The following is a 23222-nucleotide window of genomic DNA, read 5'->3' as shown; positions in this document are numbered from 1 at the left end:
ACCGGCGCTGTTTCACCAGGTCGTGTGACCCGCCGCCGGGGACAGCGGTGACGTCCGGTCACCGCTCGGGCGCGCTGCCGTCCGGCCCGCCGTCTCGTACCGTGGGGCGTGACCTCGACGGGCCCCCTGCCGGCGGACCTCGTCCTCGAGGGCGGCGGGGTCAAGGGCATCGCGCTGACCGGCGCCGCCGTCGAGCTGCTGGGCAGCTACCGGTTCGAGCGGGTGGCCGGCTCCTCGGCCGGCGCGGTGGTGGCGGCGTTCCTCGCCGTGGGCCTGTCCGCCGACGAGGTGCGGCGGACCGCCGACCGGCTCGAGTACGACCGGATCCCCGACTCCTGGGCGCCGGTCCCGCTGCTCGCCCCCGCGGTGGGGCTGCTGACCCGCTCGGGGCTGCACCCGGGGCGCTACATCACCGAGTGGGTGCGCCGGGAGCTGGCCGACCTGGGGGTGGTCACCTTCGGCGACCTGCGCCGCGAGGACCCCGGCGACGACCCGTCACTTGCGCCCTGGCAGCGCTACCGGCTGGTGGTGACGGCGACCGACGTGACCCGCGGCCGGCTGCTGCGGCTGCCCTGGGACTACCGGGAGTACGGCTTGGACCCCGACCGTCAACCGGTGGCCGAGGCGGTCCGGGCGTCGCTGGCCATCCCCTTCTTCCTCGCCCCGCGCCGGCTGCGGGACCCGCGCGCCGGCCGGACCTCGACCCTGGTGGACGGCGGGGTGCTGTCCAACTTCCCCATCGAGGTCTTCGACCGCACGGACGCCGCCCGGCCCCGCTGGCCGACCTTCGGCATCGGGGTGGGTGACACGCTCTCCGACGAGGACGTGTCGGTGTTCGGCGTCGGCCACCCGCCGCCGCTGCGGCTGCTCGACTCGCTGGTGGCCACCACCGTCACCGCGCGGGACCGCACCTACCTGGCCCGCCCGTGCGTGCGCCGCCGGGCCTTCTCCGTGGACACCACCGGCACCGGGCTCACCGAGTTCGACATCGGCGCGGCCGAGCGCGCCCGCCTCGCCGCGGCCGGCGCGCGGGCGGCCCGGGAGTTCCTGGCCGGGTGGGACTGGGCGGAGTACCTCCGCGAGTGCCGCGGCGTGGCCGACCCCCCGCCGTCCTGACGACCCGGCCCACGTCAGCGCAGCAGGTCGAGGACCCGGCGAGCGGACCGGTCGGCCTGGGCGAGCACGGCGGTCCCGACCTCGGCGAGGAGCTGGCCCCGGGCGAGGGCGGCGGACTCCGCGGCCACATCGGCGTCGCGGATCCGCGCCTCCGCCGCCAGGGCGTTCTCGGCGGCGACGGCCAGCCGGGTGATCCGGGAGGAGAGCCGGTTGTCGACCGCGCCCAGCTCGGCCCGGAGGGTGGCGACCCGGCCGAGGGCCAGGTCGACGGCCCGGAGGGTGCCGCCGGTCCCGGCGTCCCCGACGTAGACCGGGGTGAGCGCGGCGGCGTCGTCCGCGGTCGAGGTCGGGCCGGGCGCCTCCCCGGTGAGGACCAGGCCCCCGGCGGTCGCGAGCAGGGCGACCTCGCTGCCGAGGGCGGCCGCCGCCGCGGCGTCGAGCCGGTCGAGGTGCTCCTGCGCCGTCGCCGCGCCGGTGTAGTCGACCGACCCGAGGTCGAACGAGCGCCCGCCGTACTCGACCGTCCCGGCCAGTCCCGCGAAGCTCGCGGCGTACGCCCCGGAGGAGAGGAAGTCCCCGGCCACGGTCAGCCGGCCGGCCTCCGGCGTTGCGCGGGCGGCGGGGACGGCGGGGTCCACGGCGTGGGGGACGGCGAGCCCCCCGGGCGCGCCCGTGTACCGCGGGGTGAGCGCGGCGGCGTCGTCCGCGGTCGAGGCCGGGCCGGGGGTCTCGCCGGTGAGGACCAGCCCGGCGGCCGTGGCGACGAACGGGGTGACGCCGCCGCCGAGGGCGGCCACCACCGCGGCGTTGAGCCGCTCGAGGTGCTCCTGCGCGGTGCCCGCTCCGGTGTGGTCCACCGAGGAGAGGTCGAACGAGCGCCCGCCGTACTCGACCGTCCCGACCAGCGCGGCGAAGCGCGCGGCATACGCCCCCGCGGAGGTGAAGTCACCGGCCAGGGTCAGCCGGCCGGCGGCGGGCGTGCTCGGTTCGGCGGCGACGGCCGCGGCGACCGCGTGCGGCAGCCCGAGCCCGTCGGTGACGTCGACCGCGGAGAGCCCGAGCCCGGCGGTGTCCACCCCCCGGCCGGAGAGGCCGATGACGACCCGGAGGGTGTCGCCGGCGTCCGGCCCGACCTGGAGCAGGCCGTCGAGACCCCCGTCGAGAACGGGGACGCCGTGGAACGCGGTGGTCCCCGCGATGCGGTCGAGCTCCTGCTTGAGCTGGTCGAACTCCGCGCGGGTGGCCGCCACGGCGGCGGCGTCCAGGGCACCGGCGCCGGCGGCCTGCACGGTCAGGTCCCGCATCCGGCGCAGCACGGCGGTGACCCCGTCGAGCGCTCCGTCGGCGACCCGGACCAGGCCGAGGCCGTCCTGGGCGTTGCGGACGGCCTGCGCCGTCCCGCGGACCTGGGCGCGCAGCCCCTCCGAGACGGCCAGCCCGGCCGCGTCGTCGGCGGCTCGGGTGATCCGGAGGCCCGAGGAGAGCCGCCGCAGCGACGTCGCCACGGTCTGCTCGGTCCGGCCCAGGGCGCGGTGGGCGTCGAGTGCCGCCACGTGGGTGGTGACGCCCATGACCACCCCGCGCACCTCCCTGTGTCGAGCTCCACCCCGCCCGTGCGGCGGGGGCCGGGTTCACCACATCGGCACCACGCGTCCCGCCCTCCACTCCAAACCGGTGCATCCGCCCCGGAGGTGGTGCTCCCGGGGGCTGTCCCCGGGGTGACCGTCCGGAGGAGCCCCGACCGCGCTGGTCGGGGCTCCTCGGGACGGTGCGCCGGGTCGGCGCCGAGCGGTCAGACGGGCAGGCCGCCGCAGGTGCTCGAGCAGTCCACGCGCCAGATGGCGGTGCCCAGCGCGGCGAACCGGGCGGAGGGCAGCAGGCGCTCCCCGTTCGGCCCGGTGACCGCGGACCCGCCGGTCCCGGCCGCCGGCTCCTGGCCGTCCCCGGGGGTGCCCGGCGCGGGCGCGGCACCCCCGGGTGCCGGGGCGGGCGCGTCCGGACCGCCGGTGACGTCGAGGTAGGTCAGGCCGGCGGTGAGCACCGTGGACGTGCCGTCGGGTGCGAACACGAACACGTCGTAGCCGCCGGCCACCCGCGCCGGGGTGGTGAACGACAGGCTGGTCGTCGACGCGGACAGGACGGTCGCCTGCGCGGTGGACCCGACCCGGACCCGGGCGCCGGCCGGGATCGCCTCGCCGGTGACCACCACGCGGGTGCCGCCGGCGGTGCTGACCCGGGTGGGGCTGATGGAGGTCAGCCGGAAGGGGCCCACCTGCGGGTAGGTCTTCACCCCGCCCAGGTCGGGTGCGGTGCCGCCGCTCGGGGCCGGGATCGAGCCGCCCGGTGCCGGGGTGCTGCCGTCGGGGGCAGGCGTGCGGCCGCCCGGGGTCGGGGTGGCGCCGCCCGGGGTGGGCGTGCTGCTGCCCGGGGTTGGGGTCGAACTCCCCGGCGCGGGCGCCGACCCGCCCGGCGCAGGGCTGGAGCCGCCCGGGGTGGGGGTGGCGCCCCCCGGGGCAGGTGCGCTGCCCGGTGCGGGCGCGGCGCCGCCGGGGGCGGGGGTGCTGCCACCCGGCGCCGGGGTCGAGCTCCCGGGGGTCGGGGTGCTGCTGCCCGGGGCCGGGGTCGAGCCGCCCGGGACCGGCGTCGAGCCGCCGGGCGCGGGGGCCGAGCCGCCGGGGGCCGAGCCGCCGGGCGCGGGGGTCGACGCGCCGGGGACCGGGGTACCCGGGGCGGGCCCGCCGTCGGCGGGCACCGGAGCGCCTGCCTCGCCGACCAGCAGGGGCGCGGCGTGGGCCAGGCCCACCGGGGTGCCGCCCTGCACCAGGTGCGCGGTCAGCACGTAGCGGCCCTCGGCCAGGTCGGTGGAGGGGGAGACCACCAGCGACCCCAGCCCGGCCAGGTAGCCCAGGTTGAAGTCCGCCTCCCCGCTGTCGTCGGTGCGCACCGTCGTCCCGTTCACGGTGACCGGGTGGTCGGTCAGTGCGTAGACGCTGCCCTCGTGCTCCATGCCCAGCCCCAGCCGCACCGAGTACGTCGCGCCACCGCCGCTGCCGGAGACGACCACCTGCGGGACGACGGTGCCGGCCTCGGCGACCATCCCCGAGAAGGTGTAGGTGACCGGAGCCGGGGTGCCGCCCAGCGCCGACAGCGACAGCCGCCCGCCGGTGACCGATTTGCCGGCGAACGCGGCGACCGGCTGCACGTCGGCCAGCAGGGCGCCGACCAGCTCGGCCGCGGTGGCCGCCTCGTCGTGCGCCCGGTAGAGGGCGAACGCGGCCGCGACGTGCGGCGCGGCGATCGAGGTCCCCGACACCGCCCGGTACCCGCCGTCGTTGTGGGTGGTGACCACGTGAGTGCCCGGCGCGAACAGGTCGACGCTCGTGGCGCCGTAGGCCGAGGAGGCGCTCACCGTGTCCGACGCGGTGCTGTTGCCGACAGTGACCAGGTTCTCCGCGATCAGCGAGGCCGGGTAGAACAGCGAGGTGTCGCGGTCGAGGGCGTCGTTGCCCGCCGCTGCCACCACGACGACGCCCTTGCTGTTCGCGTAGGCGATGGCGTCCGTGAGGATCTGCGCGCTGTTGTTCCCGCCCCAGGAGGCGTTGACGACGTCGGCGCCGTTGTCGGCGGCGTAGCGGATGGCCTGCGCGCCCAGGCGCAGGTCGACGCTCGACCCGCCACCGATGACCAGCGGCATGATGGTCACGTCCGGGGCCACTCCGGCCGACCCGTGGCCGTTGCCGGCGCGGGCGCCGACGACGCCCGCCACGCCGGTGCCGTGGCCGCTGTCCCCGCCGTTGGTGACATCGGCGTTGTTCGCGTAGAAGTTCCAGCCGTGGCAGTCACCGGCGTATCCGTTGCCGTCGGTGTCGCCGGCGCCGCAGGGCTGGCCCGGGTTGGTCCACAGCGCCCCGGCGAGGTCGGGGTGGCTGGTCATCACCCCGGTGTCGATCACGGCGACGGTCAGGCCGCGGCCGGTCCCGGCCTGCCAGCCGACCGGGGCGGCGACGTCGGCGCCGGCGACCGCGGCCTGGTTGTACGCGTTGCTGCCGGTGTTGGACAGGTTGTAGCCGTAGAGCGCCCAGTACGGGTCGGTGATCGGCTGCCCGGACGCGACCTCGCCGGGCACCGACACCGTCGCCTCGGCGTCGGGTAGCACGGCGCGCACCGTCCGCGGGGTGATGCCGAACCCGGCGACCAGCGCGCTGCCGTCGAAGAGCAGCTGCGCGGAGTCGACCGCCCCGGCCGCCTCGAGCGCGGCGAGAGCGGCGGTGTCGATGCCGCCCTCGGCGGTCACCACCAGCCGGGTGCGCCCGTCACCGGCCGGGCCGTAGCCATCGGCGACCTCGATCGGCGGCTCGGCGAGCGCGCTGTCGATCGCGGCCGCGCCGCCGAAGCCGAGCCCGGCGGCCGCGACCACAGCCACCGCCCTGCTCCGCCGGCTCGTCCACCGGCCCGTCGGACCGCCGTCGGCCCGTGTCGCTGCGCGCATCGTCTTCCCGTTCGTGCAGGGATTCCCCCGGAGGGCGTGGGTGCCGGCCGAGAACACACTCTCGGGCCGGAGCTGCACGTATTTCGTCGGATACAGTGCGTTACTACAAGGCCTGCGCGGCGACTGTCCCCCCGTCGGGTCAGTCCGGACGGCCGACCCCGGGGGCGCAGACCGGCCAGCAGGGTTCCGCAGCAGAGCCGGTGGAAGGCGCCTGCGCCCCGACGCCGGCCGAGGTCAGGCAGCAGGCGGCGCGCAGCCGGCCGACAGGGCTTCAGCCGGTGGCCCACGGCCAGGGCCGTCCGGGACCACCGGCCGGGGCCACGGGGTCAGGGGTCGACGTAGCGGTCGCGCTCGACGGTGAACGCGCCGGTGGCGGTGTTGGCGTCGACGAACTCCGGCATCAGCGGGATCCGCACGGTCACCGTCACGCACACGGTGAACTCCTCCCCCGGCACCAGAACCGGCGCGTACGACCCCGCCGCCGCGCAGCCCGCACCGGGCGGGGCGTAGGCCACCGCAACGTCGGCGGCGTCCACCGCCTGGTCGGCCACCGCCAGCTGCGCCGCCCGCTCCGCACGCGTCATCCCGGTGACCGCGTCCGGCGCGGTCCCGATCGCCCGCCCGGCCTCCCGCGCCGCGGCGGTGGAGGCGAACACCCCGCGCTGCACCGCCGAGAACCCGGCCACCACGTACACCAGCGGCACGAACACGACGATCGCGACGAACACGAAGTCCACCAGCGCCGAGCCCCGCTGCCCGGCCAGCATGCCCAGCCGGGCCCGCAGCCACCTCACGGCGACTCCTCCACCGCCCGCCCGGTGACCTGCAGTGGCAGCAGCGACCCCAGGCCGGCCAGCAGCGTCGGGACCGCCCCCGAGCAGCGCACCACCACCAGCCGCAGCCCGCTGACGTCGGTCTCCTCGCCGGCCGCGCACCGCAGCCCGGCCGCGGTCGCGTCCGACGTCGCCGCGGCCACCACCGCCAGCGTCCGGTCCGCCCCGGCCGCCGCCGGCACGTCGGCGTTCGCCGCGAACCGCGCGCCCTCCTGCGCCCCGGCGGTCACCACGTTGCGCACGTGCACGTAGACGGCCACCTGCAGCACCGCCAGCAGCAGCACGACGACCAGCACCGAGACCAGCACGAACTCCACCACCGCGCCGCCGCGCTCGGAACCGGCCGCGCCCGGGAGCCGCCGCTCAGCCACCGGCGGTGACCGACGCCAGCGCGTTGGTCACCGCCGCCACGACCGCCTCGCGGAACGGGACCAGGATGGCCAGCACCAGGGCCGCCGTCATCACCGTGATCATCACCCAGCCCGGCACGTCACCCCGCTCGGGGTCCTCCACCCGCAGCCGGGCCGCCAGCGCGGCGAGAACGGTGAGCAACAGCAGGCGAGCACGCATCATCGAGCGTCCTTCCGGTCGGGTCCGCGGGCTCATCGCGCCAGCGAGACGATGCTGATCAACCCCGGGAACAGGGCGAACCTCCTGTAACCATTCGGGGTATGCTTTACGCGTGCCCGACCGCAAGCGCGTGCTGATCTACACCCGCATCTCTAAGGACGACACCGGTGAGGGTCAGTCCAACGACAGACAGGAAGCCGCTTGTCGGGCCATCGCAGAGGCCCGAGGTTGGGAGGTCGTGGGCCACGAGGCAGACATCTCCTACAGCGCCTACTCAGGCAAGAACCGGCCCGGCTGGGACCGCGTCGTGGAGGCGATGCGGAGCGGCACAGTCGACGTGGTCATGGCATGGGCCATCGACCGGGTCACCCGCAGCACAGCCGAATTCATCGAGATCGCGAAGATCTGCCGCGACACCGGCGTCGGCATCACCACGGCGACCGGTGATGTTGACCTGTCCACGGACATGGGCAAGGCGATCGGCACGATCATGTCGGTCATCGCCGAGCTGGAGGTTGAGCGCAAGGCTTCGCGCCAGCGGCTGGCCAACCAGCAACGGGCCGCTCAAGGGAAGCCGTGGTCGAGCGGCTGGCGAGCCTTCGGCTACGAACTGGACGGCACGGTGATCTCCGCCGAGGCCAACCTAATCCGCAAGGCGGCGGACGACGTCCTGGCCGGCGCATCCCTGCGGTCAATCGTGAGCGAGTGGAAGGCCCTGGGCGTGAGTACGCCACGAAGCGCCAAGGGGGTAGACGGGTGGACGCACAACGGTCTGCGCAAGATCTTGCTCAATCCCCGGAACGCCGGCCTGGCCACCTACAAGGGCGAGGTGATTGGCCACGGCGCCTGGGAGCCGATCATCTCGCCCGAGACACATGCTCTGCTGGTCGCGAAGCTGACAGACCCCTCACGCCTTAGGCGTAGGGAGAGCCGAGGCAGAAAGGCTCTCAACTTGCTGACCGGCATCGCCCGCTGTGCGGTCTGCGAGGAGCCGGTAAACGCAGGCTCCGGCTACAAAGGCCGGCTGATCTACCAATGCGGGAACTACCACATCAGCACTCCGCGCGACGAGGCTGACCAGCTCGTTAGGACAACCATCGTCACGACGATGCTCATTACGCGGCCAGGCCTGCTGATGCCGCTTCCGGAACGAGGGATGCCCTCCAAGCTGTGGGAGGAGCTACAGGCGATACAGGAGCGGATGAACGCGGTCGCCACCTCATTCGCCAGCGGCGTACTCAACGAGACCGCCATGATCGCCGCGAGTAAGGCGCTCCAGGAGCAGCGGTCCGACATCGAGCGGCAGATCGCGGAGGCGGAGGTGGCAACGAACGTACCCACCTCCATGGAGCAGGTACGCCACTTTGAGAGCCTCACCCTGGACGAGCAACGGGCCCTCCTCGCGAAGGTCGCGCGGATCAAGCTGCATCCTCGGGGACGGGGCAAAAAGAACGTGCCCATCGAACACCAGGTGACCATGGACCTGCGCACGATCTACAAGGCTAGGGAGCGGCCACTACTCCCCTTCAACTACAAGGACGGCGACACCAGCTACGCCACCGAGCGGGAACACTGGTTCACAGCCCTGGACGAGCGTCCCGGCCACCGCCCGATCCCCAAGGAGGGGTTTTCGGTCTCCACGCCTCCTTTGGAGACCCAGCCGACTGGCCCGTCACCAACGGAACACCACTAAGGGAAATCGGAGTGCACGACGGCATCAAGTGCATCGTCCGGCCGTGCGCTCGCCGATTGGAAAGCAGGTCCAACAAGCAGCCGCCGGGGCAGCGGTTCATGGATGGCTTATCATCAGTGCTGGACGATGCCAACTAGTCCTGCTCTAGCGGATCGGCAACGTGACCGCGTATGAACGCAGAGCGCTAAGCGCGGTCGTCGAAGATCGGCGTCGACGGACAGCATTACCTCCCCCGCCATGACGGAGGATGTCCGTCTTTCCGTGCGGCTGGAGCCGTCGCAGCTCGCCACACCAAGACGTCGAGGTGACTCTGCACTCCGCCGCCGAGGTCTTCGTGCGGCGCTGAGGGACGGTGACATCCTCGAGCACTACTCACCCCGCGTCGCGGCCACGGTATTTCCGGTTGCGCAGTCGCCGAGCGGTGACAAGACGGTTGTTGAGCGTGCTTCTCGGGATGCCCATCGCCTTGGCGAGGACGTTGACCGGCTCCCGGTGGGTGGCGGCGACGGTCTCGAATAAGTGCAGTAATGCGTCGTAGTAGGTATTCACGTCGGGTGCCGAGCGGGGACCCTCGGGAAGCTCTGCCAGTGCGGCCGCCAAAGTCTCTACATACTCCCGGTCTGCTTGCTCGCCCCGCTTCTCCGCGAACTCCGCGGCCATGTTGCCGAGGTGGCGCTCGAGCCGTCGCATGACGCCGGTAGTCACCCCGCGGCGCAGGACCTCGGGCCTGATGTCTTGGGCAGGCTGGATTAGCACCTCGCGCGGCCCGGGGACTTCACCCGGCGGGTCGTCGGCGTACCCCCACCAGCGCGCTGCGATCTGCCAGCCGGCTTCGCTGCGGTGGATCTCCACGGACCAGTCGGGCTGGGGCCTAACCGCGGGAAACATCGCCCGGGAGTTGGTCGTCCTGCGCGAAGTATCAGGCATGGGCACAGCTTGACCGGACGTTCAGTCAACGCCAAACAGGCCCACGCCGAGCAACGCCCGTTCGGGGCGGGGCCAGCACCGCGGGCAGCGGGTGGGGGGTGAGTCATCTCACACTAGGTTTGGCTTGTCAGGGCCAGGCTTGACAGAGTTAGTGTTGGAGTCGTTCCCAGGAGGACGAATGCAGCCCCGCAGTGCGAGACCGGCATTAGACGAGGAGGACCCCATGAACACCTGTTCGACTACACAAGGCCGGCGCGCACTCTGACGCCGGCTCACCTGCCCACGGGACGAGGGCCGCGCCCGCCTCCCGCGGGGAGCGCCCCGGTGAGAGGCGCCCAGGACAGCTGGGCCTCGCGCCCACCAAGTCCAGCACCCACATCTCGAGAGGGACGTCCAGGCGCAGACGGAATCACTTCGGGCCAGCCCGCCTCTGGTGCTTGACCCCTGCCTTCTCCGCACCAATCACACGAGAAAGTCACCATGCCCTACAACCGCACCCCCACCGGCCCGTTCCGGCACGACGAGGCCGAGGCCGCGCTCGCCGCCTGGCAGGACCTTCAGGCGCAGCTCGAGGACGCCGTCGAGGACCTGCGTGCTCATCTGCTCAGCGGCCAGGCCCGCCCGAACAATCTGAGCACGCTGGCCGCGGAATGGAGTCACGCCCGCGACACGCTCGAGGTGACCGCCCTGGCCGTGGAAGGCTGCTGGCTTCAGTTGCAGCAGGCCGAGAGTGATGTGGCCGACGGCCCGCCCCGGCTGGCCGCCGTGATCGCCCGGGCCGTCTCGGACGTCTACAGCGGACGCGCCCTCACCAAGCTCACCACTGATCCGGACAGCGTGTATTGGGGCCCGTTCGGCGCCCCGGAGCTGTGCTTGCTCCAGCAGGAGCCCGAGCAGAACGAGGACGGCGTCCTCTCCGGCGAGCTGACCCTGACCTACTTCCGGGCCCCGGACACGGACCCTCTGGACACCGACGGGCTGAGCCGGGTCTTCTCCGAGCGCGGATACAACGTCGAGATCATCGCCCGGGGAAGCACCCACACCGCGGACGAGCACACGGACGTCGTGCTCTTTCGGGTGCACAGGGCGTTCTGACCGGCGCCTCGTCCTGTTCCCGCGCCGCCAGCCGTAGCCGTGGCTGGTGGCGCGGGGACGGCGAATCGTCCAACTGCGCGGTGCACACCTGCTGGCCCGCCTCGCTCCCGGGCACGTAAAGACGGCCGGCAGCCAGGCCGGGACCTCCGGGAGCGGCGCGCCCGGTACGCACCCGGGCCGGTGGCCCGGCTCGACGGGGCGACGCCACCCACTTGATCCCGGACTCCTGGCAGGCAGCTCGCATCTGCCGGTACCGCGGTGCCGACTCGACCTTTCTCAGCTCGGCCGGTGCCTCGGCTACTGGCATCTCTGCTGTGTGCCCATTCCTGGGCGGCCAGTTGGGTCAAGGCATCGCCTTGATCCGCCTTTAATCGCCACCTGCGCCCGTGAGACAGCCTAACGGACATCCCTTAAGGATTAACACAGCGCCATGCTCGCGCGCCAGGAAGGGCCACAGGTGGCTTATCGCTAGGCCGCTGGCAACCCCGCGCCATCATCACGAGGAGGCGATGGCCGACAGAATCAGCAAAGGAACAAGGCCGTGACCAAGGCAGACGCTGTCGAGCAGTTGACCATGGCAGTGCTCGGCCCAGAGCTCGGTCCGAGACTGCTGGCCAGCCGGGCGATCCTGCCCGTCCAGGCGGACAAGAAGCCCGCCGCAGGCATCCGGAACTTCAACGACGGCGTCGACCTAGACCAGTTAAAGGGGCCATGGGCGGGTCTGGCGCTGATCAACGGCGAACTATCCGGTGTGCTCGTGGTGGACATCGACAGGACCGACCTGGCCCCGCCGGTGCCCTTCAACGTGACGACCGAGAAGGGCGGGCACATCTGGCTCCCCTGGAAGGGAGAACACCGGCAGCGCAGCTACGTCCCAGGCGTGGACATCCTGGGCACTGGTGGCTACGCCATCTTCACCGGCCCCGGCAAAGAGTTCATCTCCTCAGCCTTCGCTGACCCGGCCCTGGTCTGGGACTGGCTGTCGTCCCTGTCAGGACAGGAATTGGAACCCTCTGCACCTGCACCTGCACCTGCACCTGCACCTGCACCTGCACCTGCACCTGCACCTGCACCTGCACCAAGGACGTGTACCTGTACTGCTACTGACGCCTGTACTTGCACTTCTACTTCTACCTTGAAGATAGTTGACACAGGGAATGACGCCAGAGCTTATGCCCAGGGAGTGTTGCCAGAGAGTGAGAACAGAGAGTGTGTGTACAGGGAGAAGCTGGCGGCGCTGGGCTTCGACCTGAGAGTGGACACGATCACGAAGACCTACGCCTCCCAGATGAAGAACACGCCCGAGGGCTCCCGCAATGTGCTGTGCCACCGCTACGCCCTGGAGGTCTACCGATGCGGTGGTGATCTGGAAACCCTGGCGGAGGCAGCCGTTGACAGCGGTCTGGACCCGCGGGAGGTCAGGGCCACCCTTGCCCAGGCCAGAGCGGACATCGACTTCGATTACCGCCCCGAGACCGAGGTGTACGAGCGGGTGCAGGTCTGGCTGGAGGCACACAAGGACGTCTTCCGCGGGGTGATGCTGGACATCGCCCAGGAGCTGGCCTACGAGGCCATCGTGACCAACAGCACCCGACCGCTGGTCAGCCAGACCAGGACGGCGATGAGCATCGGCCACGACCGGTCCTACGTGGGGCGGGTCCTGGGCATTATGCAGAAGAAGCACAAGGCGGTGCGAATCCACAGGAACACAGGGACGTGGAGCAACGGAAAGAGCCACTGCAACAACTACGAGCTGACGGTCAACGGCAACACGATCTGATGCGACACCCAGAATGGGACGCCGGAGAGGTAAGTGAAATGCCGCCGCGTCAGGGGACTTTCTTGGCCTCGGGCTGAACGAATTAGCCATCCGTACCCGATGCTGTGATTCCCCGTCAGAGTGGCCTGCAATCGCCCTGAGAGCCACGCTGAGAGGCTCGCGAGCGCCCCTCGTCCTTTCACCTTCCCCGGCAATCTGTTGCGCTTGCAGGACAAAGGAGCGGGTTACGTCTCGTCGATGCGCCCGGGTGATCACCGGGCTGCATCAAGACCTGACCACCCGGCGCAGGTCACGAACGAAGACATTACTGCAGCCGGATGAGTTACCACGCCTGATCAGGAGCGTGGGTCGAGGGGCGGTCGTCCGCGGCGGAGGTCCTGTCCCAGACCTCCCCTATCAACTTCACCAGACCCCGTCATTGTCACCTCTACGACATAGCCCCATAAGCGCAATGGGGCCGACCTGCTCGGGACCTGGATCCGAACCCATGAACCAGACCGGAAGGACCACAGCCGCCAGTGACCACGACGACCGATCAGGAACGAGAACGGAACTGGCAGTGCTTGCACTGCGGTACTCCCCTGCCGGAAGATGCGGGCGCACGCCGCCGCTACTGCGACCGGGCCTGCAACGACGCCCACGACCAGAACCAGCGCAATCAGGAACGGCCCGCGATTTCCTGTCAGCGCTGCGGGCAGGCCATGCCGGGCAAGCGGCGCCAGGCCAAGTGGTGCAGCAACTTGTGTAAGGACCGAGCGCGCGGGGATCGCGACCGGGACAAGCGCAACGAGGCGGCGCGGGAGCGCACCCGAGCAAAGCGAGACAGGGAGTACGACGCCCGCTCTGATCTGTGGGCGGTGTGCTGGCGGTGCGGCGACCTGTTCCTGCTCAAGCGCCGGGACACCCACTGCGAGCGCCCGGAGTGCCGGCGAGCCAGGAAGGCCCTCGCGACCAGGCTGCATGTTGCAGCGCAGCGGGTTCGTCAGGCGGGCTTCGGGGCCGCAGTCAAGACCTTCACACTCCAGGACGTCTACGAACGCGACAACGGCCACTGCTACCTATGCGGGCTCCCTACCACCGGGGATCTCGACGACGGCGGGCAGGCCGCCAGCGCAGTGCTGGAACATGTCCTCCCCATCCAGCTGGGCGGGGCGCACACGCTGGACAACGTGCGCTTGGCCCACCGTCAGTGCAAGACGGTCAAGGGTTCCCGGTCCGTCGAGGAAGCCCGCACGGTGTTGGCTGCGCGCGAGCCGGTGCCGATACCCGAACAGGAGGCCGCCACCGTCGTCCCGCTGATCGAGCTGGCCTACGCGCTGGCCCGCCGGCTGCGGGAGGTGCCGCGCGAGAGGCCCGGCGGTCGCCCTCTGATCACAGCGCTGCCAGCCGAGCCGGCTGACCCGGACCCAGACCCAGACGAGTAGGTCACCGGCCTTCGTGCGGGCCCAAGCCGGGCCAAGGTACCGAGGAGATCGTCAGCAGCTCGATCAAAGAATGCGGGAGGACGACGACCTCCTGCCCAGCTACCTCCATCGGAGCGAGGTGAGCGCCTCGGCCTCAGCACCCATCCGCCGCGGTTTCGCCCAACTGCTGCCGCCCCTCGGCACCCCGGCCAGCCCACCGAAACATTGCGGACGCTCACCGGAACGCCCGAAAGGCCGCCGACGAGTCCCCACCAAGCCATCCCGCCATTCACAGCGCCGCTGCCTGACGTTGAAGGCGAGCTTAGAACACCACTGCGTCCACAAATTCGGTTCCCGCTGGATACGACGAACAGGAGCACGACGCACGGTAGCGGGACCAATGACCCTGCGGCCGAGGCGAGCTGCAGGGGATCATGAGAAGCCTGGAGGCACGTCCTCGGGGAGGGGACTGCAATGCATTACGGCCCAGACCATGCTGAAGCGGATCGGTTGGCGCGCCAGCGGGAGGACGAGCGGCGGATCGCACGCAAGCTGGAGGATGAACGGCTCGCGCACAATCGGGAGGCTCAAGCGCGACTGGCCGCGAACCAATGGTTTTGTCCTGTCGACGGCGCACCTGGCCATACACCTGGTTCCTGCCGCACGTGTATCCAGCGAGAACAGGATGAGCAAAACCGCCTCGCTCGCGAACGCCAGGAGCGCCTAGCACAGCAGGCCCGGCAGCAGGCGGATCAGTATATTGACCTCGGGCCATCAACTTCCGACACGTCGTCACCGGAAACGGTTCATGATGAACCTCACTCCGCCTCAGAGGCTGAGGCTCGTGCGCGCGCTCGAGCTGTCCTCCGGGAGGCTGATAGCGGGGCCAGCGAGGCGGCCCGCGAGCAGTTCGAGAGGGATCGCAAGGTCTATAAGGACTGGCTGAGCCTAGAGACATGGGGGCAGGTCCACCATGCAATAGAACTCCGGGTTCTCGATCTATTCCCCGGTGTGTACACGGCTGATGAGCTCAATGACTTCGGCAATATGCGCGGTATTCCGCGAGAACTAACCAAAGCTGAGTTGGCATCTGGGACAATCGACATCAGACCCGAAGGTACGCGAATGCAACTGCACAATGTTGCCATCAGGGAGCGTTGGAACCGCGCCTACGTTGACTTGCTGTGCGCATTGGAAGAGCGCGATGTGGGACCCGGTGACCCGGTGTACGCACCCCTGGTTCGACGCTTTCTGGAGGACGCGCGAGACGCGGTTGACTATACACTTGGTCAGTTTTTCACTGAGGCGAAAGACTCTAGCCATCAGGCCGAGCAGTCTGCGCCTCTCCAGCTGTCTGACGTGACGTGGGGGCGTGCGGAAGATGCGAAGGCAGTATGGATCTGCCCCGTCGATGGAAGCCGCAACGACCAGCCAGGCTTTTGTATTGCCTGCACGGCCAGGCGTCAGGCCGAGCAGGGTGGCCAGTAGCGGCGGATGAGTTGGCCACATCCTGGACAAATTCGAAGAAGCGGTTTCGGGAGACAAGATGGCTGCATGAGCTTGAGACTTACGGTGAACGAGCTCGTTACTCCAAAGTTTCGACCGCTGCCCGGATTAGCAACTGAGGCATGGAGCTCACATGAAACCGATCAGCCTGATACCGGGCCAGTGGCAACAGCATCCCCTGTATCCATGGTGCAAAGTGCAGCTTTCGTTTGATTCCAATGTTGTCTGGTTCGGCAAGGCCCCCGGCATTGACTTCGTTGCCCACCACACAGTTCGGGACATACCCGTCGGGAGATGGTGGCGAGTAGTCCCCAACAACGCTTTTACACCGGGACAGCAGGCTGCTGGCACCCTGCCTCCCAAGATCCCGGTTGAGCTCTTCCGGGAACCGGGCGGCACAATCCGCCTCAAGTGGCGGTGACTGTGGGCAGTCACGGTCTGATCTTGCTGCACAGAGACCTTACCGTGGAAGTTGCGACGGCTCTGCGGGCAGTCCTCTGAAGCAGATGCGCCTCCGCCCAGGCTGCTGGTCAGGCTTCGTGACCACTAGCCGGGGTCGACCTCGCACTGTTCTGCAACTCCCGCACTTCGGTTCTGCAGAGCAGGCAGGAGGCGCACTGCCTCGCGGTCTGCTGGCATCTCACGCTCCTGCGGACGGGGCCTGTCGGGCCGTCGGTCACGCGGCCCAGCAGGCCCACAGCCCCGAGGCGCCGCTACCGCTCCGGGATCCCCGGGCGGAGTTGTGCGCTGTACGGCTCCACCATTCTCATACCCAGTAAGGCCGGGCTCCTACCACGGTTTTGAGGCTGATCGACTTTGGCACCGTGGCGGAATCTTGGCTGCTGAGACCAGGCGATCTGCGTCAGAGGGGCCGCGGGGTCATACCCCCCCCCCACTCCTGCAGTCGGGGGATCAGAGCCAGTCGTGGTGCCTGGGACTTCGACCACGACAGCAGCCTCTTCAAGCGGCACCTGCTTAAGGCCACGGCCGAGTTGCCGACCGACGTTGCTTCCTACGCCGGCTGCGGCCCGTCACACGGCGGCAACCAGACCGTCTGCACCGCCCTGTAGGCAACGTCGTTAGTGGCCAGCCGACGATGCCGATTCCGCCGAGAGTCGAGGCCAAGGGCAGCTAAGTCGCCGAGCGCTTCATCCAGTCCTGCCAGGGCATGGCCATCGACGCCGAGCACGCCACCGTGGACGTCGTCGGCATCGTCTCCAGCGTCCAGGACGCCTACAACCGCCTCGGCACAACGATCTGCATCCCCGGCTCGCCGGCCATCATCCGGCCGTGGAGCTGCTCAGCGATCAAGCTCAGGCGCGAGCAGATGCCGCTCTGCGGCCTGAGCGGCGAGCTCAGCGACGTCAAGGAAGACCATCTGTTGCTCATGTCCCTTGGCGGCCACCCGACTGACCCGAAGGACAGTCTGGTCCGAAAAGGGCGTGCCGAAAGCAAAGAAGGTCGTCGAGCGGGAATTACATAGGCGGGCCCGTGACGGCCGGCGGACGCGCGACGAGGCGCAGCGGCCTATTTGGTCCGATTGGACGACGGCGCTGCAGCACCAGACGAGCCAGCTTCACTTGGTAGACATCTTGGGCGGCGCGTGCACCACCACGTCCAAGCCCGCGTCTGCTAGGTCGCGCATGAGTGTTCCAGGCAGTCCGTCCTCATTCTGCAGGTCACTGTCCTGCGCTAGATTAACGATGATCCGGTGACCGTCTCGCGACAACAAGTGACCTTGGCGCTTCATCTCTCGCTCGAGGAGCGCGATTATTCCTCTAATTTCCGCCGAATCGTCATAGAACGACGTCAAGGGATTACGGAAGCCGCCACCACCGCCGCGCTGATCGCGGACGATCTGTAGGATCTCTTCGAGCAGATCCCTCTCGCTCCGCTGTGGTGGGTCGACCTCCGACAGAGTGGCGTGCTCTTCCTCGATCCGGTCCAGCTGCTGCTTCAGTTGGCCCCACAAGGCACGGAAGACACCGGTCAGGGCTTGGTCAGACATTGGACGGTCAAGGACGCCGTTGATCGCTACCGAGATGTCCTTGACGCCCGTCTCGTCCGCCGGCTTCATCATGAACTGGCTGAGCGGGCCCTTAACATCCGTTGGCCGCAGCCGGAAGAGCAGCGGGACGACCCGGCCCCTCTCGATAGCCTTACCGAGCGCTCCGGCCTCGAAGTGCAGCCATGGCGCCGTCAGGTTGTCTGGCGTCAGGCAGAGGATGCCGAAGTCCGTGGACTCCAGCTGGGTCGAGACCTCGTCGTTCCAGCGCACGCCGGCGTGATTGTCCCGCTCCGACATGTACGGCTCGACCGCCTGGATCACCATCGGCAGCCAGTCCCGTAGCGCGCCGGCGATCTGGCGGCTCTGTTCCCCCGACCAGCTGATGAAGACCTTCACCCCGGCAGCCTAACCGCGGGGGTGACGGGCAGGCGCGTGACGGATGTTCCCAAAGTGGCGCAGGGGGACCGTGGGGCGAAAGGGAATGCCTCATTCTCGGCACTTTCGCGATACTTTCCGCCCACCGCGCCCCTTGCTGCGAGACTGACAGCGTGCTACTCGCCGACCTGTCACACATTAACGGCCACAAGATCGACTGGGGAAGCGTCCCCGTCTGGGTAGGCGCCGTTCTAACAGGCGGGTCCTTGCTCTTGGGCTTCTACCTAATGTTGCGTGACCGGAGGATGGACGAGCAGGAACAGGCGCGCATGCTGGCGTGCTACCTAACGAACATCAACGAAGAGCCAGCTATAGCTCTCCACAATGCCTCTACCATCAACGTAACAAGTGTGACCGTCACGGGCTATGCATATCCTCGGGGTCTTGGACGCACCTTCGCAGCTTTGAGAAGCAGAGGTGACTTCTTCGGACATGTAGACGAAATAGAACCTGGACGTAAGATTGTCAAGGCGGTGAGGGTGTACGGCGGCGACAAGGACGTCGTCGATTGGTCCATATACAACGAGAGGACAAGACTGCAGTTCATCGACGGGTACGGAAACAGCTGGACCAGGATGGGCATCGGGGAGCCCTTGCGCAGGGGTTTTCGCGAGTGGACTTTGCTATATGGGCTTCGGCTAGCCGTTAGACGACTGCGAGACCGAATTGTCGACCTAGCATATCTGTGCGAAGCTGTTATCGCGTATCCATCCCGCCTGGTTGCTGCACTTATCGCCAAGCGCTGACTGCATTGACGTGCAGCTTTTGCCAAATCTGTCAGATGGCAGCAGGCAGACTTGCGACGGTACTTTCGCCTGGAAAGTCCCGGACGGCACGACGAACGACCTAGCCGGGCTCTTCGTACCTGTGGTGGGCGTGAGGGACTCGCGCATGTGAGCTGAGGCCGGAAAGGGCCGAGGCCTTCCAAGATCGGAAGCGACCAAGCTGCCCGACCGGAAGGCCTCGACGGTGTCCGAGCCTACGGCGTGCGCACGCGCGCGCGGCGAATTATGCTACCATTCCTCAGTCTCATCTTGAGACTCGTGAATCTCGCAACGATTCCAGCGGTTCTGAGGCGTGGCATGGGTATCCACTGCCGCTTAGTCGCTGGCCGCGCATCCGGAGCGACTGAGGGGTCCTCACCAAAGGAAACGAGCGCCCCCCGGGACTTAGCGTCCCCTACCCATTTCGGCGGACACCGACCGAGATCTGCCGGCAACTGAACCCGCGTGCCTGGCGCGACTTTCCAACCCGACGTGAGTAACCATCGGGAACAATCCTCCCGATCCCCTGGAGACTGGATGACAACTCTAGAATGAGGGCCGGCATTCAGGTCGGTGACCTCAAGCGTAAGCCTTTCGTTCGGGTGCACCAGGATTTGGAGGTTTCCCTCGACTAGCGCGGCTCCGACAGAGATGTCGACTCTTCCTCCCGTGGCCCAACTCTGGGCCACATCGAGCGACGATCCCGACGAAATCTCAACCCCGCCAAGATCCAGATCTCCTCCGAGGTTCATCCGAGCAATAACGAGTTCGCCATGGATACGGGCTTGCGAGAAAGTGACATCATGTCGGAATGTGGGGCCGTAGATGAGGCAGCGCCCGATGAAGGTCCGCTACTCCATCCCTGCCGAGCACGTGATCGCGGGGATCACGGTGGAGCTGCGGGTCGGCCCGGACACCGTGGCCGTTCACGCGATCGGCCCGGATCCGCGGCTGCTGGTCGAGCACCGGCGGGCCCGGCACCGCGGTGACGACCAGATCGACCCCGCGCACTCGGATGGGCTGCCCGACGGCCGGGGCCGGGCGGTCACCCTCACCGACCCCACCGTCGAGCAGCCGGCGACCGATTGGCTCGAGCCGGTGGGACTGCTGCTCGACTGCCCCGGCATGGGCGTTGCGGTGGCCCGCCGTGACCCCCGCGTCTACGACGCCGCCGCCGGCCTGAGCGGGCAGATCGGCGGTGCGGCATGACCGACAGGGCGCCCGAGGGGCTGGTGGCCGACCGGATCCGCCGGCACGCCGAACGTCTGCTGCTGCACCACCTCGCCGACGAGGCCCCGGCGCTGGCCGCCCGGGCCGAGGCCGCCCAGTTGGGCTATCTGGACTTCCTCGACCAGGTCCTCGAGGAAGAGGTCGGCGTGCGCGAGGGGCGCCGGTTCCGCAACGCCCTCAAGCTCTCCGGGCTGCCGCACCACAAGACCCTGGATGAGTTCGACTTCGCCTTCCAGCCCGACCTCGACCCCCGCCGGATCCGTGACCTGGCGACCCTGGGGTTTGTGCGGGCCCGCGCCAACGTGGCCCTGCTCGGGCCACCCGGGGTGGGCAAGACCCACATCGCCGTGGCCCTGCGGTCGCGGCCTGCCAGGCCGGCTTCTCGGTCTACTTCACCAGCGTCGACGACCTGGTCCGCCAGCTGCGCGAGGCCGAGACGCTGGGCCGGTTCGCCAAGAAGCTGCAGACCTACCTCAAACCATCGGTGCTGGTCCTCGACGAGGTCGGCTACCTGCCGCTCTCCCGCGCCGAGGCGAACATGCTCTTCCAGCTCGTCGCCCGCCGCTACGAACGCGGCTCCATCGTGCTGACCTCGAACAAGGCCTTCTCCGAATGGGGCGCCATCACCGGCGACGAGGTGCTGGCCACCGCCATCCTCGACCGGCTGCTGCACCACTGCGACGTGCTCTCCATCAACGGCCCCAGCTACCGGCTCAAGGACCGATTCCTCACCCCACCGGAGCCGCCGATGCCATGATCAGACCGCCGCGGGAACGACACGTCAGGCCGTACGCCCAACGACACGTGAGGTCGTACGCCGACACCTCATCTTCCCCAACGCGCTGCGGCGCGCCGCGACCACCGCCGAGATACCGACCCGGCGGCTGTCCGCCGTCGAGTCGAGCACGCTGCTGCAGGCCCTGGAGGACATCCCGGATCCGCGCCGACGGCCGGGTGGACGTGACCGCGCTGAAGGCGGCGCTGACCGGCTGGGTGCTCGACCGCCGCTCAGCCGCCGAGCCGGCCGCGGCCGGCGGCCCGCTGGCTGAGCGGCGGGTGGTGCTGGCCGCCGATGGCAAGACGCTACACGGAGCACGCCAACCCGACGGCTCGCATACCAAGCTGTTGTGCCTGTTCGACCACGCCCATGCCCTGGTCCTGGCCCAGACGCCAGTGCTCGACAAGGACGAGATCGCTGCCTTCACCACCCGCCCTGGCAGCCCTGCCCGACGGGCGCGAGGTGCTGGTCACCGCCGATGCGCTGCACTGCCAGCGCGACCATGCCCGCTGGCTGCGCTCGCGCGGCGGGCACTACCTATTCACGATCAAGGCGAACCAGCCGACGCTGCGCCGGGCGGTGGCCGCGCTGCCGTGGGCCCAGGTGCCCGGCTCCCGCCGCCGGCAGGCCGGCCACGGCCGCACCGACTCCCGTTCGATCAAGGTTCTCGACCTCGACGGTCACCCGATCCAGGCGCTGTTTCCGCACGCGCAGCGGGCGATCAAGGTCGTTCGCCGGCGGCGGTGTCGACGCATATCGGCGACCTCGCTGTTCGGCTTCAGCCGAGTTGCAAGGCACGGAAGGCACGGACGGCACACGACACGTGCTCCTCCTGGGCCAAGCGCAGAACTTCAGCCTGGCCATGCGCTCTCCAGGCTCACGGGGGGCTCACTGTCTCAGCCCTGGGCAATGACAGGTAGCGAAGCCCGGCAGCTGCCGTGCTGCCGGGCCTCTCCCCCACCGCGGTTCAGTTGCCGGCGGCGCGGAACTGGTCGACGACGCTCTGCGGGATGCGCCCGCGCGGCGAGACATCGATCTTGTTAGCCTTCGCCCAGGCGCGGACGGCCTGGGGGCTGTAGTCGACCGGAGCGGCCACCTTCGCGCCGGTGGTGGTGGCCCGGGACGGGCTTCGCCGGCCACCGACCTTCCGGGCGACCCGGACGTACCGGTCCAGCGCCGCCCGCAGCTCGCTCGCGTGGTCGTTGGTCAGGTCGATCTCATACTGGCGGCCGTCGAGGGCGAAGCTGATGGTCTCACCGCCGCCCTGCCCGATCTCGGTGTCGTCCAGGTCGTCGACAAGACGGATAACAGTACGCTGCGCCATCAATACTCCCTCATTCGGCGAATGCACCGACAATACCGCAGGAGATAGGCTCGAGCCTCGGACAGTGCCTCCGAGGAGTGAATGGACGCATGCCGCCCGCGATGCTCTGGCAGTGCCTTACCGGCGCTCGGAGACTGCGGCGATGTCCCGTCACCCAGCGTTCACTCAATTGCTGACGAGCTCGGCCTCGGTGGCTGTCTGCACTCCCACTGAACACTGCCTTAATTGACCGGAGTCAGTGGCGTGGCGGAAACCGGCAGCCACGGGCCGTGGCTAGCACTACCGCCAACGAGGAGAACGGCCACCGAAAGGTGCCCGCCCAGGATTCGAAGGAAGCCAGCCACTCGGCTCACAGAGGCACTACTGGCAACCCGCCTCCCACTCGGTGGCGCCAGAAGCCTAGAGCCGGCGTCACGTTCGATGCGGGGCTGCCGCGAGAAGTCGCGTCCGCGCGTGAGGCAACCGGACACCCCAATCGACGCGAAGGGCCTGGCCGTCGGCGTGGATACGGAGTGCCGGATTCTGCGACGCACAGCGGGCGGCGCGCAGCGGCCGACGTCAGCGTAGGCGTGGCGCGGACCGGACGATCACTCAGGAGGAGTCCAGTGCCATGTCCCCGTCCGGCAGCCCGAGCAACGGACGCTGGTGGAAGGTCGAGCGGAGCTACCGCGGTCGGCCGAGGGTGCACTTCACCTGAGGGGCTACTCGCTGACGGCTATCAAAGAAGCACCCCAGAGTGGCCCATCCAAGGACATTGGCCGCCGCACGGGCCAGCCTGACCAATGACCAATGAAGCCCCGACAGCCCTCGATCTCAAAACACCTCTCATTGGTGTTCGTCGTCAAGCGGGCTTCGCACCCGGCTCTGCAGATCCACCGTCAATTCAGTTCGAAGTAAGGAGAAGGCAGTGTATAGCCGTTCGTAGTCCGCTTGGGCGGTAACCCACATCTCCCTGGGGCCATCGTTCTCTGCAACAGATGCAAGTTCCTCTTGCAGTCTCCTGTAGGCTAATTGCGCCTCGCGAGAGAGGTACATTCCTCCCTGGTCCGAGAAGTACCACTCCTTGAGCTTCAAGGTCAGCGCTCGTGCGTCGTTGTACGTGAAACGAAGGTTGGGAGGATAGCGCGACAGTTGCTTCCCTAGCTGTACTGCTCGGACAGGTTGGTCAAGCGGGTGATGGGCGGGCGGTTGCCGATCGCGGTGTGGGGCCGGTGATGGTTGTACTCGTGCAGCCAGGCCGGCAGGGCTTTCCGGCGGGCTGACTCGCTGAG

Annotated in this window: 18 protein-coding genes and 1 pseudogene; 10 read left to right on the top strand and 9 right to left on the bottom strand. The window is 69.0% G+C overall.

Features of this window, described 5'->3' with window-relative positions:
- Nucleotides 1-108 precede the first annotated feature (108 nt).
- Nucleotides 109-1116 (top strand): patatin-like phospholipase family protein, encoded by a 1008-nt coding sequence (locus ACI8AC_RS15225; RefSeq protein ID WP_456898636.1) that lies wholly within the window; start codon nucleotides 109-111, stop codon nucleotides 1114-1116.
- Between the two features lie 14 nt (nucleotides 1117-1130).
- On the opposite strand, the gene ACI8AC_RS15220 is transcribed toward ACI8AC_RS15225, so the two are convergent.
- From ACI8AC_RS15220 to ACI8AC_RS15200, 5 genes are all read right to left on the bottom strand, one after another.
- Nucleotides 1131-2687 carry a flagellin N-terminal helical domain-containing protein gene (locus ACI8AC_RS15220; protein ID WP_456898710.1) on the bottom strand — a complete coding sequence of 519 codons (1557 nt, stop codon included), beginning with the start codon at nucleotides 2685-2687 and terminating at the stop codon, nucleotides 1131-1133.
- A gap of 221 nt (nucleotides 2688-2908) precedes the next feature.
- On the bottom strand, nucleotides 2909-5539 hold the full coding sequence (locus ACI8AC_RS15215; RefSeq protein WP_456898635.1) for a S8 family serine peptidase: 2631 nt from the start codon (nucleotides 5537-5539) through the stop codon (nucleotides 2909-2911).
- A gap of 392 nt (nucleotides 5540-5931) precedes the next feature.
- Nucleotides 5932-6399 (bottom strand): hypothetical protein, encoded by a 468-nt coding sequence (locus tag ACI8AC_RS15210; RefSeq protein ID WP_456898634.1) that lies wholly within the window; start codon nucleotides 6397-6399, stop codon nucleotides 5932-5934.
- Entirely contained in the window at nucleotides 6396-6809 is a 414-nt protein-coding gene (locus ACI8AC_RS15205; RefSeq protein ID WP_456898633.1) for a TadE/TadG family type IV pilus assembly protein, read from the bottom strand. Before ACI8AC_RS15205 ends, ACI8AC_RS15210 begins: the two co-directional genes overlap by 4 nt.
- A complete protein-coding gene (locus ACI8AC_RS15200; RefSeq protein ID WP_456898632.1) occupies nucleotides 6802-7011 on the bottom strand; it encodes a hypothetical protein in 210 nt (69 codons plus the stop codon). Before ACI8AC_RS15200 ends, ACI8AC_RS15205 begins: the two co-directional genes overlap by 8 nt.
- A 109-nt stretch (nucleotides 7012-7120) precedes the next feature.
- Between ACI8AC_RS15200 and ACI8AC_RS15195 the strand changes: the two genes are divergently transcribed.
- Nucleotides 7121-8701: a recombinase family protein gene (locus ACI8AC_RS15195; protein ID WP_456898631.1), complete on the top strand. Its 1581-nt coding sequence runs from the start codon at nucleotides 7121-7123 to the stop codon at nucleotides 8699-8701.
- A gap of 372 nt (nucleotides 8702-9073) precedes the next feature.
- On the opposite strand, the gene ACI8AC_RS15190 is transcribed toward ACI8AC_RS15195, so the two are convergent.
- Nucleotides 9074-9553, bottom strand: a complete 480-nt coding sequence (locus ACI8AC_RS15190) for a hypothetical protein (protein WP_456898630.1) — start codon at nucleotides 9551-9553, stop codon at nucleotides 9074-9076.
- A 555-nt stretch (nucleotides 9554-10108) separates the two neighbouring features.
- Between ACI8AC_RS15190 and ACI8AC_RS15185 the strand changes: the two genes are divergently transcribed.
- The 5 genes from ACI8AC_RS15185 (at nucleotide 10109) to ACI8AC_RS15165 (ending at nucleotide 16895) form a co-directional block, all read left to right on the top strand.
- Nucleotides 10109-10723: a hypothetical protein gene (locus ACI8AC_RS15185; RefSeq protein WP_456898629.1), complete on the top strand. Its 615-nt coding sequence runs from the start codon at nucleotides 10109-10111 to the stop codon at nucleotides 10721-10723.
- 541 nt (nucleotides 10724-11264) lie between these two features.
- Nucleotides 11265-12503, top strand: a complete 1239-nt coding sequence (locus tag ACI8AC_RS15180) for a hypothetical protein (protein WP_456898628.1) — start codon at nucleotides 11265-11267, stop codon at nucleotides 12501-12503.
- 518 nt (nucleotides 12504-13021) lie between these two features.
- Entirely contained in the window at nucleotides 13022-13927 is a 906-nt protein-coding gene (locus tag ACI8AC_RS15175; RefSeq protein ID WP_456898627.1) for an HNH endonuclease, read from the top strand.
- A 453-nt stretch (nucleotides 13928-14380) separates the two neighbouring features.
- Nucleotides 14381-15394 (top strand): hypothetical protein, encoded by a 1014-nt coding sequence (locus tag ACI8AC_RS15170; protein ID WP_456898626.1) that lies wholly within the window; start codon nucleotides 14381-14383, stop codon nucleotides 15392-15394.
- 1186 nt (nucleotides 15395-16580) lie between these two features.
- Nucleotides 16581-16895, top strand: a complete 315-nt coding sequence (locus ACI8AC_RS15165; RefSeq protein WP_456898625.1) for a hypothetical protein — start codon at nucleotides 16581-16583, stop codon at nucleotides 16893-16895.
- A gap of 93 nt (nucleotides 16896-16988) precedes the next feature.
- Here the strand turns inward: ACI8AC_RS15165 and ACI8AC_RS15160 are convergent, their stop codons facing one another.
- A complete protein-coding gene (locus ACI8AC_RS15160) occupies nucleotides 16989-17816 on the bottom strand; it encodes a toll/interleukin-1 receptor domain-containing protein (protein ID WP_456898624.1) in 828 nt (275 codons plus the stop codon).
- A 152-nt stretch (nucleotides 17817-17968) separates the two neighbouring features.
- On the opposite strand from ACI8AC_RS15160, the gene ACI8AC_RS15155 reads away from it, so the two are divergent.
- The 3 genes and pseudogenes from ACI8AC_RS15155 to istB all read left to right on the top strand — a co-directional run bounded on the left by ACI8AC_RS15155 (nucleotide 17969) and on the right by istB (nucleotide 20606).
- Nucleotides 17969-18601, top strand: coding sequence for a hypothetical protein (locus tag ACI8AC_RS15155; protein WP_456898623.1), 633 nt, complete (start codon nucleotides 17969-17971; stop codon nucleotides 18599-18601).
- An 843-nt stretch (nucleotides 18602-19444) separates the two neighbouring features.
- A complete protein-coding gene (locus ACI8AC_RS15150; RefSeq protein ID WP_456898622.1) occupies nucleotides 19445-19828 on the top strand; it encodes a hypothetical protein in 384 nt (127 codons plus the stop codon).
- Nucleotides 19825-20606, top strand: a pseudogene (istB, locus tag ACI8AC_RS15145) (IS21-like element helper ATPase IstB). The gene ACI8AC_RS15150 and the pseudogene istB overlap by 4 nt, the downstream one beginning before the upstream one ends.
- 988 nt (nucleotides 20607-21594) lie before the next feature.
- On the opposite strand, the gene ACI8AC_RS15140 reads toward istB, so the two are convergent.
- Both ACI8AC_RS15140 and ACI8AC_RS15135 read right to left on the bottom strand, forming a co-directional pair.
- Nucleotides 21595-21951, bottom strand: coding sequence for a histone-like nucleoid-structuring protein Lsr2 (locus ACI8AC_RS15140; protein WP_456898621.1), 357 nt, complete (start codon nucleotides 21949-21951; stop codon nucleotides 21595-21597).
- Between the two features lie 1139 nt (nucleotides 21952-23090).
- On the bottom strand, nucleotides 23091-23222 hold a 132-nt coding region (locus tag ACI8AC_RS15135), incomplete at its 5' end, for an integrase core domain-containing protein (RefSeq protein WP_456898709.1).

Source organism: Geodermatophilus sp. SYSU D00758 (assembly GCF_054049955.1).
Note: the sequence above shows the minus strand (reverse complement) of the source record. Positions and strands in the feature narration are given on the sequence as shown.

Coding starts and splice junctions, on each gene's coding strand:
- ACI8AC_RS15220 (WP_456898710.1), bottom strand. CDS start 2,687: ATGGGCGTCACCACCCACGTGGCGGCACTCGACGCCCACCGCGCCCTG.
- ACI8AC_RS15200 (WP_456898632.1), bottom strand. CDS start 7,011: ATGATGCGTGCTCGCCTGCTGTTGCTCACCGTTCTCGCCGCGCTGGCG.
- ACI8AC_RS15185 (WP_456898629.1), top strand. CDS start 10,109: ATGCCCTACAACCGCACCCCCACCGGCCCGTTCCGGCACGACGAGGCC.
- ACI8AC_RS15170 (WP_456898626.1), top strand. CDS start 14,381: ATGCATTACGGCCCAGACCATGCTGAAGCGGATCGGTTGGCGCGCCAG.
- ACI8AC_RS15165 (WP_456898625.1), top strand. CDS start 16,581: ATGGCCATCGACGCCGAGCACGCCACCGTGGACGTCGTCGGCATCGTC.
- ACI8AC_RS15150 (WP_456898622.1), top strand. CDS start 19,445: ATGAGGCAGCGCCCGATGAAGGTCCGCTACTCCATCCCTGCCGAGCAC.
- ACI8AC_RS15140 (WP_456898621.1), bottom strand. CDS start 21,951: ATGGCGCAGCGTACTGTTATCCGTCTTGTCGACGACCTGGACGACACC.